Origin of the sequence: Actinoplanes sp. CA-252034 (assembly GCF_050956125.1) — a bacterium.
GTDB lineage: Bacteria > Actinomycetota > Actinomycetes > Mycobacteriales > Micromonosporaceae > Actinoplanes.
On sequence record NZ_CP191846.1, the window covers coordinates 6,884,998 to 6,894,610 of the forward strand.

Genomic DNA, 9,613 nt, shown 5'->3' on the forward strand with positions numbered 1-9,613 from the left:
GTGCTGTCCGCACTCCCGCCAGCCTTCGCGAAAGTAGGCCGCCCCCAGCGGGACGGCCTACCCCTAGCGCTCCCCTAGCTGGGGTTTCACCCCACGCCGAGCTCGTCGATGAAGCGGAACACCTCGTCGGCGCTGGCCGATTCCAGGTCCACCCCGGACACTGCGGTCTCGGTCTGGCCGAGACCGTCGAGCAGGCCCCGCAGCCGCATCTCCACACGCAGCCGCAACGCCGTGTCACCGGCGGTCGCGGCCAGCTCCTGCGCCAGCTGGTCGATCGTGGCGAGCACCGTCTCCGGGCCGGCGCCGCCGACGAGCCGGTCCCGCAGCAGCGTCGCCACGGCGGCCGGGGTCGGGTGGTCGAAGACCAGGGTGGCCGGCAGGGTCAGCCCGGTGGCGGCGGTGAGCCGGTTGCGCAGGTCCACCGCGGTCAGCGAGTCGAAGCCGAACTCCTTGAACGGGCGACGCGCGTCGACCGCGTCGGCCGAGGCGTGCCCGAGCACGGTGGCGGCGTGCCCGCGCACCAGGTCGAGGACGATCTGCTCGTGCTCGTGCGGCGCCGACTCGGCGAGCTGCCGGCGCAGGCCGTCACCGGCATCGGCGGGCGGCGCGGCCTCGGCGCTCTCCCGCAGTGCCCGCACGTCGGGTAGGTCGGCGATCAGCGGCCGGGTCCGGGCGAACCCGAACGCGCCCGCGAACACCGGCCAGTCGACGTCGGCCACGGCCAGGAACGTCTCCCCCGCTCCGGCGGCCTGCCGCATCGCGGTGATCGCGGCCTCCGGCGGCATCGCCCGGAACCCGCGCCTGCGCATGTAGTCCTCGCCGCCGCTGTCCTCGGCCATGCCACCGCCATCCCACAATCCCCAGGCCACCGACGTGACCGGCAGACCGCGGTCGCGGGCCTGCTCGGCGAGCGCGTCGAGGGCGGCGTTGGCGGCACCGTAGACACCCTGGCGGGCGCTGCCCCACACCCCGGCGTTGGAGGAGAACAGCACCACCCGGTCCAGGTGGGCGGGGTCGAGCAGGTCGAGCAGGTGTACGGCGCCGTCGACCTTGCCCGACATGACGTGGGCCAGGTCGGCCTCGGTCGTGTCGGCGAGCAGGATCGGGTCGAGGGTGCCGGCCGCGTGGATCAGCGCGTGGACCGGCGTGTCCAGTGCGGCGAGCAGGGCGGCGACCTGGGCGCGGTCGGCGGTGTCGTAGGCGGCGATCGTCGCCCGTACCCCCAGGTCCTCGAGCTCTTGCCGCAGTTGCGCCGCGCCGGGGGCGTCCGGGCCGCGACGGCTGGTCAAGACCACGTGGTCGGCGCCGGAGGCGGCGGCCCACCGGGCGACGTGGCCGCCGAGCGCGCCGGTGCCGCCGGTGATCAGCACCGTGCCGTGCGGCGTCCACAGCGGCTGCGTCGGGTCGGCGGGGGCCGGGCGCAGGCGGCGGGCGAGGACGCCGGTCACGCGGATCGCGACCTGGTCCTCCTCGTCGTACCCGGCGAGGACGGCGGCGATCCGGTCGGTGGCGCGGGCGTCCACGGTAGCCGGCAGGTCGAGCAGGCCGCCCCACTCCTCCGGGTGTTCGAGCGCGAACGTGCGGCCGAGCGCCCAGATCTGCGCGGCGGCGACCTGCGCGGGCGGGTCGCCGGCGACGGCGCGGACGGCGCCGCGGGTCACGATCCACAGCGGGACGCCGGTGCCGGCCACGATGTTCATCAGGTCGAGGGTGCCGGTCACGGTGGTCAGCAGGGAGATGATCCCGGCGTACGGCCGGCCGGTCACCGCGTCGATCTTGGTGGCGTGCTCGACTTCCGCGCCCGCGCCGACCAGTGCCAGCGTCAGGTCCGCCGGGTCGGTGCCGGCCGGATGCAGCACCAGCCATGTGCCGGTGAGGCGGCCCGGCTCGGGCTCGGGCAGCGGCTTGAACACGATCCGGAACCGCCACGCGTCGACCTGCCAGCGTTCGCGCCGGCCGCGGTGCCAGCCGGCCAGGGCGGTCAGCACCGGGGCAAGCGTGCCGGGGTCGACGCCGAGCGCCTCGCCGAGCCGGTCGGCGTCGGTGGCCTCGACGGCGGCCCAGAACTCGTTCTGCGGGTCGCCGCCCGTGGTCGCGCCGGGGGTGTCGGCGAGCCAGTAGTGCTTGCGCTGGAAGGCGTAGGTCGGCACGTCCAGGTTCCGGCGGCGGCCGGTGAGGACGGTGGACCAGTCGACGGGGACACCTGTCACCCAGGCCTCCGCGAGGGTACGGATCTCGCGTCCCGGCTCGTCGCGGCGCAGCGTCCCGGTGACCGCCACGTCGCCGCTGGTGTCCTGGATCGACCCGGTCAGCACCGGATGCGGGCTGACCTCGACGAAGTGCCGGTACCCGTCGGCAGCCAGGCGTTGCACGGCGTCGGCGAACCGGACCGGCAGGCGCAGGTTGTCGTACCAGTAGGCGGCCCCGGCCTCCGGGCTCATCGGCTCGGCGCGCACGGTCGAGTACCACGGCACCCGCCCGGCGCCGATCCGCACGTCGGCCAGCAGCTCCAGCACCCGGTCGCGCAGCACCTCCACCTGCGCCGAGTGCCCGGCCGCGCTGGCCTTGACCCGCCGGGCCCGTACCCCGTCGGCCTCGAACTTCGCGGCGAGCGCGTCGATCGCCTCGGCCGGCCCGGTCAGGATCACCGACGCCGGCCCGTTGATCGCCGCGATCTCCACTTCGGTGTCCCCGAGGATGATGTCGGCGGCCGGGGCGGCGACCGCGAGCATCGCTCCCCCACCGGCGATCGTCATCATCTCGATGCTGCGCAGCGCCACGATCCGGGCCGCGTCGTCGAGGGTGAGCGCCCCGGCCACGCAGGCGGCGGCGATCTCACCCTGGGAGTGGCCGACGACCGCGGCCGGGCTGACGCCGTGCTGCTCCCACCAGGCGGCCAACGACACCATCACGGCGAACAGCACGGGCTGGACCACGTCGAGCCGGTCCAGGTTTCCGGACGTTCCCCGCAGCACCGCCTCGACGGAGTAGTCCAGGTACGCGCCGAGTGCCTTGTCGCACTCGCGGAGCCGGGCCGCGAAGACCGGGGAGCTGTCCAGCAGGTCGGCCGCCATCCCTTCCCACTGGCCGCCCTGGCCGGGGAAGACGAAGACGATCCCACCGGCCGGGCCGCTGGTCCCGGTGACGGCGCCCGGGGTGGGGCGGCCGTCGGCGAGGGCGGTCAGCGCATCCAGGTCGGCGCCGAGCACGACCGCGCGGTGTTCCAGGCGGGCCCGTCCGGCGATGGTGTGCGCCACCTCGGTCACCGGCAGTGCGGGGTGGTCGCGCAGGAATCCGGCCAGCCTTCGGGCCTGACCGGCGAGGGCGGTCTGGTCACGGCCGGACAGCAGCAGCGGGACGACCGGCAGGGCCGGGTTCTCCGGCGCTTCGGGGAGGGCCGGGGCCTGCTCCAGGATGACGTGGGCGTTGGTGCCGCTGATCCCGAACGACGACACCGCGGCCCGGCGCGGGCGGCTCAGCTCCGGCCACACGCGGGCGGTGTCGAGGAGGGTGACGGCGCCGGACTGCCAGTCGATGTGCGGCGACGGCGCGTCGATGTGCAGGCTGCGCGGCAGCACGCCGTGGCCGAGCGCGAGGACCATCTTGATCAGTCCGGCGACACCGGCGGCGGCCTGGGTGTGGCCCAGGTTCGACTTGACCGAGCCGAGGTAGAGCGGGTCGGTCTCGCGGTCCTGGCCGTAGGTAGCGAGCAGCGCCTGCGCCTCGATCGGGTCGCCCAGCGCGGTGCCGGTGCCGTGTGCCTCGACCGCGTCCACGTCCCGCGGCTTCAGGCCGGCGCCGGCCAGCGCGGCCCGGATGACGCGCTGCTGGGAGGGCCCGTTCGGGGCGGTCAGCCCGTTCGAGGCGCCGTCGGAGTTCACCGCGGAGCCGCGCATCACGGCGAGGATCGGGTGGCCGAGCCGCTGGGCGTCGGAGAGTCGTTCGACGAGCAGGACTCCGGCGCCCTCGGACCAGGTGGCGCCGTCGGCGGCGGCGGAGAAGGGCTTGCACCGGCCGTCGGCGGCCGACCCGCCCTGCCGGGCCACCTCGACGAACGTGGCCGGGTTGGCCATCACCGACACGCCGCCGGCCAGCGCCATCGTGCACTCGCCGCGGCGCAGTGACTCGGCCGCCAGGTGCAGGGTGACCAGCGACGACGAGCAGGCGGTGTCGATGGTGAGGGCCGGACCCTCCAGGCCGTAGACGTACGCGACCCGGCCGGAGGCGACACTGCCGGACACGCCGGTGGCCCGGTAGCCTTCGACGCCTTCGGGCAGGATGGACAGTCCGGTGCCGTAGTCGTGGTACATCAGGCCGGTGAACACGCCGACCCGTTCACCGCGCCGCCCGAGCGGGTCGAGCCCGGCCCGTTCGAACGCCTCCCAGGAGATCTCCAGCAGCAGCCGCTGCTGCGGGTCCATGGCCAGCGCCTCGCGCGGGGAGATGCCGAACACCCCGGCGTCGAACTCACCGGCGTCGTAGAGGAAGCCGCCGAGCTGGGTGAACCCGGCGCCGGTGAGGTCCCAGCCGCGGTCCTGCGGGAACCCGGCGATCGTGTCGACACCGTCGTCGAGGACCCGCCACAGGTCCTCGGGCGAGCGCACCCCGCCGGGGAAGCGGCAGGCCATCCCGATGATCGCGATCGGCTCGTCGGTACGGGCCGCCACCGGCTCGGCCGTGGGCGCGGCGGCGCCGAGCACCCGGTCGAGCAGGAACCGGGCGATGGCCCGCGCGTTCGGGTAGTCGAACGCCAGCGTCGCCGGCAGGGTCACGCCGGTCGCCAGCTGGAGGCGGTTGCGCAGCTCGACCGCGGTCAGCGAGTCGAAGCCCAGCTCGCGCAGCGCCCGGTTCGGGTCGACCGCGGCGCCCCCGCCGAAGCCGAGCACGTTCGCGATGACGCCGCGGACCAGCTCGGTGGCGGTCTGCTCGCGTTCGGCCTCGGAGACCCCGGCGAGCTGCTGGGCGAAACCGCCGCTGGAGGCCCGGCGCGGTGCGGTGCGGACCAGGCCGGACAGCACGATCGGCAGCATCCCGGCCGCGGCGGTCTCGCGCAGCGCGGGCAGGCTCAGCGCGACCGGCACGGCCAGCGGCACGTCGGCGCGCAGCGCGGCATCGAACAGGGCCAGGCCGTTCGCCGGGTCCAGCGGCAGCACACCTCCCCGGCGCAGTCGCCGCCGGTCGGCGTCGGTCAGGTTGCCGGCCATCCCGGCGTCGGTGTCCCACAGGCCCCAGGCCAGCGAGGTGGCGGGCAGGCCGCGGGCGCGGCGGTGGGCGGCGAACGCGTCGGTGAACGTGTTGGCGGCGGCGTAGGCGGCCTGGCCGGCGTTGCCGAACAGACCGGCGGCCGACGAGAACAGGACGAAGGCGGCCAGGTCACGGCCGGCGGTCGCCTCGTGCAGATGGTGTACGGCGTCCACCTTCAGCCGCAGCACCGCGTCCAGGCGTTCCGGGGTGAGGTCGGTGAGCATCGCGTCGTCGAGCACCCCGGCGGTGTGGATCACAGCGGTGACCGGCATGTCGCGCAGCGCCGCCAGGACCGCGTCCCGGTGGGTGACGTCGCAGGCCACCCCCCGGACCGTGGCGCCCTCGACGTCGACGGTACCGCCGGAACGCGACAACAGCAGCAGATCCCGTACGCCGTGCGCCGCCACCAGATGCGCGGCCACGAGCCGTCCGAGCGTGCCGGTCGCGCCGGTCACCACGACCGTCCCGCCGGTGAGGTCGGGCAGCTCCCGGTCGGACGGCTCCTGCCGGGCGACGCGGGGCACGAGGATCCGGCCGTCACGGACGGCCGCCTGCGGATGCCCGGCGGCCACGATGTCGGCCAGCCGGCTGTCGTCGGGCGCGTCCACGATGGTCAGGCGACCGGGGTGCTCACTCTGCGCCGAACGGACCAGTCCCCACAGGGCCCCGGACACCACCCCCGGCACCGTGTCGGTCCCTAGTACGGCGAGCGCCCCGTCCGTACGTACCACCAGATGTTTTGAATGATCGTGAAGGTTGTGCTGGAGGACCGTGAGCAGGCGCGCGGTTTCGGCCCGGACGGTCTCCGGGGTGGCCTCGGCGGTGCTCGCGAAGTCGAGGACGACGTGGTCGGTTTCGGACACCGATGAGACGTCGGTCTCCACCCAGCCGAGCGTGTGGAGCGGCGGCACGGTGACCGTGGCCTCGGTGGCGGCCGGGCGGACCGCGAGGGCGTCGATGTCGAGAACCGGCAGGCCGGCCTCGTCGCAGGCCTGGAGCCGGACCGTCTCGGCGCCGGCGGCCGCGGTCAGCCGGATCCGCAGTGTGCGGGCGCCGGTCGCGTGCAGCCGGGCCCCGCCGAACACGAACGGCAGCCGCGCCGTGTCGCCGGGCACCAGCCCACCGGCGGCCAGGGCGTGCAGGCAGGCGTCGAGCAGCGCCGGGTGGATGCCGTAGGCCTCGGCCTCGGCCGGCAGGGTGACCTCGGCGAGGATCTCGCCGTCGCGCCGCCAGGCCCGCCGCAGCCCCTGGAAGGCGGGGCCGTAGACGAGGCCGGTGTCGGCGAGGTTCGCGTAGAGGGTGTCGGCGTCGACCGGCTCGGCGTGCGGCGGCCACGGCAGGTCCGGCCCGGGCGTCTCGCCGGCCGGGCGCAGCGTGCCGGTGGCGTGCTCGGTCCACGGCTGATCACGATCGGTCCGGGAGTGGATGGCGATCTCCCGGTCGGCGGTGACGGTGACCCGCAGGTCGGCGCCGCCGGTCTCGGGCAGCACCAGCGGCGCCTTCAGCAGCAGCTCGCCGACGACCGGCGAGCCGGTCCACTCACCGGCGGCGAGAGCGAGTTCGAGCAGGGCCGCCCCGGGGACCAGCACCCGCCCGAGCACTTCATGATCCAAAAGCCAGGGATGGGTACGCCGGGAGACGTGCCCGCTGAACGCCACCGTTCCGTCGCCGGGCAGCAGGACCGCGGCGGCCAGCATCGGGTGGCCGGTGTCGTCGAGCCCGGCGGCGGCCAGGTCGCCGGCGCCCGGCGCCGAGGCCAGCCAGAAGTGCTCGCGCTGGAACGGATACGTCGGCAGGCCGGGCAGCCAGCGGCCGTCGCTCGGCCAGGCGCGCCAGTCCACGTCCACGCCACGCACCCAGGCGTCCCCGAGCGCACGGATCTGAGCGGCGGGGCCGTCCTCACCGCGGCGCAGCGTGCCCCACACACCGGCGTCCGGCGCGCTCTGCTCCAGCGCCAACGTCAGCACCGGATGGCCCGACACCTCGGCGAACAGGCGGAACCCGTCGCCGGTCAGCTTCTCCACCACCGGCGCGAACCGCACCTGCCTGCGTAGGTTCTCCCACCAGTAGTCAGCCGTCACCAGCTCGGTGACCCGCTCCCCCGTGACCGTGGAATACCAGGGGATCTGCGGAGCCGTACCCGTAACGTCCTTGATCGCCGTGAGCACGTCCTCGCGGACCGGCTCCACCTGCGCCGAATGCGACGCGTAACCGACCTCGACCTGCCGCGCGCGGACTCCCTGCCGCTCACACCACGGCACGAACGCCTCGATCGCATCCCGCCTACCGGCCACGACGACCTGCGACGGCGAATTGACCGCCGCGATCGTGATCCCGTCCCGCAGCCAACCCTCGACCGTGCCAGGGCCCGCGGCGATCGACGCCATCCCGCCGGTGCCGTCCAGATCGACCAGCGCCTGCGACCGCGCGGCCACCACCCGGGCACCGTCCTCCACCGACAACGCCCCGGCCACCACCGCGGCGACGACCTCACCCTGCGAATGACCGATCACCGCGGCCGGAGTCACACCGAAGGACTGCCACCAAGCCGTGAGCGCGACACCGACAGCCCACAGCACCGGCTGGACGATGTGCACCTTGGTGAGCCAGTCGTCGCCGCCGCACAGCACCTCCTCGACCGAGAACCCGACCAGCGGGCGCAACGCCGCATCACACTCACGCAGCCGGTCCGCGAACGCTGGATCGTCCAGCAGGCCCACGGTCATGTGCAGCCACTGACCGCCCTGACCCGGGTAGACGAACACGACGTCGGAGGTGCCGAGGACCGTGCCGGAGACCTGGATGTCCGCCAGGGACTCCGCGTCCCAGGCGACCGCCCGCACCGGCAGCGCCCCACGGGTGAGCAGGGTCGCGCCGAGGTCGGCCATCGACGCCGGGTACTCGCCGACAGTGGCGGCGAGTGCCCGCAACCCGGCCATGTCAGCGCCGGACAGCGGCAGCGGCACGATCGGTGTCGTGCCCTCGGGCGCGGGCTGCGCGGCCGGCGCCTGCTCCAGGATGATGTGGGCGTTGGTGCCGCTGAACCCGAACGACGACACCGCGGCCCGGCGCGGCTCGTCACCGGCCGTCCACGGGCGGGCCTCGGTGAGCAGCTCGATCGTCCCGGCCGACCAGTCGATGTGCGACGACGGGGCGTCCACGTGCAGCGACTTCGGCAGCACGCCGTGCCGCATCGCCTCGACCATCTTGATCACCCCGCCGACACCGGCGGCGGCCTGGGTGTGTCCCAGGTTCGACTTCAGCGAGCCGAGCCGCAGCGGGTTCGCCGGCGCCCGGTCCCGGCCGTAGGTGGCCAGCAGCGCCTGCGCCTCGATCGGGTCGCCCAGCCGGGTGCCGGTCCCGTGCGCCTCGACCGCGTCGATCCGGTCCGGAGTGAGCCGGGCGTCGGCCAGCGCGTCCAGGATGACCCGCTGCTGGGCGGGCCCGTTCGGGGCGGTCAGCCCGTTCGAGGCGCCGTCGGAGTTGACCGCCGAGCCACGGATCACCGCGAGAACCGGGTGGCCGAGCCGCTGCGCGTCGGAGAGCCGCTCCACCAGCAGCACACCGGCGCCCTCCGACCAGCCGGTACCGTCGGCGGCCTCGGCGAACGGCTTGCACCGGCCGTCCGCCGCCAGGCCACCCTGCCGGGCGAACTCGACGAACGTGCTCGGCGACGCCATCACCGTCACACCACCGGCCAGGGCCGTCGTGCACTCGCCGCGCCGCAGCGACTGGACCGCCAGGTGCAGGGCCACCAGCGACGACGAGCAGGCCGTGTCGATGGTCAGGGCCGGGCCCTCCAGCCCGAACGTGTACGCCACCCGGCCGGACACCACACTGCCCGAGGTACCGGTCGCCAGGTAGCCCTCGACCCCTTCCGGCAGGGCGGTGAGCTGGGACGCGTAGTCGTGGTACATGACACCGGCGAACACTCCGGTGGCCGAGCCGCGTACCCCCAGCGGGTTGATGCCGGCCCGCTCGAACGCCTCCCACGACGTCTCCAGCAGCAGCCGCTGCTGCGGGTCCATGGCCAGCGCCTCCCGCGGCGAGATGCCGAACACCGCCGGGTCGAACGCGCCCGCCTCGTCGAGGAAGCCACCCTCCTGCGTGAAGTCGCCGTCCGGCACGTCCCAGCCGCGGTCCTGCGGAAACCCGGTGATCGCGTCGCGGCCGGAGTCCAGCAGATCCCACAGCTGCGCGGGCGTCTCCACCCCGCCCGGATAGCGGCAGGCCATGCCGATGATCGCGATCGGCTCGGCGGCCCGCTCCTGGACGTCGACGAGGTCCCGGCGCGCCTGAAGAAGGTCGGTGGTGGCCCGCTTGAGGTAGTCGCGGAGCTTCGCTTCGGTGTCCATGTCGGCTACTCCCA

General features: G+C 74.5%; 1 protein-coding gene. It reads right to left on the bottom strand.

The features are described from left to right. Nucleotides 1–86: 86 nt before the first annotated feature. Complete coding sequence (locus ACQPZW_RS31830) at nt 87–9,599, bottom strand: type I polyketide synthase (protein WP_433789717.1); 9,513 nt, start codon at nt 9,597–9,599, stop codon at nt 87–89. Nucleotides 9,600–9,613: the final 14 nt, after the last annotated feature.

Bases quoted from the DNA above. Each gene is read 5' to 3' on its own strand.
- ACQPZW_RS31830 (WP_433789717.1), bottom strand. From the start codon at position 9,599: ATGGACACCGAAGCGAAGCTCCGCGACTACCTCAAGCGGGCCACCACC.